At 36.3% G+C, this 1,012-nt stretch carries 1 pseudogene; it reads right to left on the reverse strand.

The features are described from left to right. Window positions 1-1,012: pseudogene (locus tag L3B96_RS27130) on the reverse strand (transketolase); the annotation flags it as partial.

A 1,012-nucleotide genomic window follows, 5' to 3' on the forward strand; every position in this document is an offset into this window, starting at 1 on the left:
GCTAATTGTTCTATTGGTTCATGAGTTGGCCCGTCTTCCCCTACTCCAATACTATCATGTGTTAATACATAAGCTACTGGAAGATTCATAAGAGCTGATAATCTCATAGCACCCTTCATGTAATCACTGAATACAAAGAAAGTAGCACAGAATACTTTAAGTCCTCCATGAGCATACATTCCGTTAGCGATAGCTGCCATAGCATGTTCTCTAACTCCAAAGTGAAGGTTTGATCCACTTCTATCTTCTGCTGAGAAATCTCCTCTATCGTTCATATGAGTTTTGTTAGATGGAGCTAAATCTGCTGATCCTCCAATGAAGTTTGGAATTAGTTTAGCTAATCTATTTATCATTATTCCTGAAGATTCTCTTGTAGCCATTTCTTTATCAAAGCTCCAAAGTTCTTCGTTGTTTAATAAAGCTTCTTTATCAAGTTCTCCACTCATCCATTTAGTATATTCTGCTGCAAGTTCTGGATAAGCTTTTGCATATGCTTTGAATAACTCATTCCAAGCTTCTTCAGTCTTTTCACCTTTTGCTATGTGTTCATTCATATTTGTGTACACTTCGTCTGGTACGTAGAATGCAGGCTCTGTCTTCCATCCTAAGTTTTCCTTCATAGCAATTACATTTTCAGCGCCTAAAGGTTCACCATGTGCTGAAGCTTTTCCTTGTTTTGCTGGACATCCAAAACCAATTTGATTTTTAACTATTATAATAGATGGTTTTGTTGTTTCTGCTTTAGCTGCTTCTATTGCTTTTTCTATAGTATCTATATCATTTCCATCTGCTACATTTAGTACTTGCCATCCATAAGCTTCGTATCTCTTAGCTACATCTTCTCTAAATGCTATGTCTGTATTTCCTTCAATTGAAATATTATTTGAATCATATAATACAACTAATTTTCCAAGACCTAAAGTTCCAGCAAGAGATGACGCTTCTCCTGAGATACCTTCCATAAGGCATCCGTCTCCAACTATAGCATATGTATAGTGATCAACTACGCTAT

The sequence above is a fragment of the Clostridium sp. YIM B02569 genome (assembly GCF_022320765.1).
Taxonomy (GTDB): domain Bacteria; phylum Bacillota; class Clostridia; order Clostridiales; family Clostridiaceae; genus Clostridium; species Clostridium beijerinckii.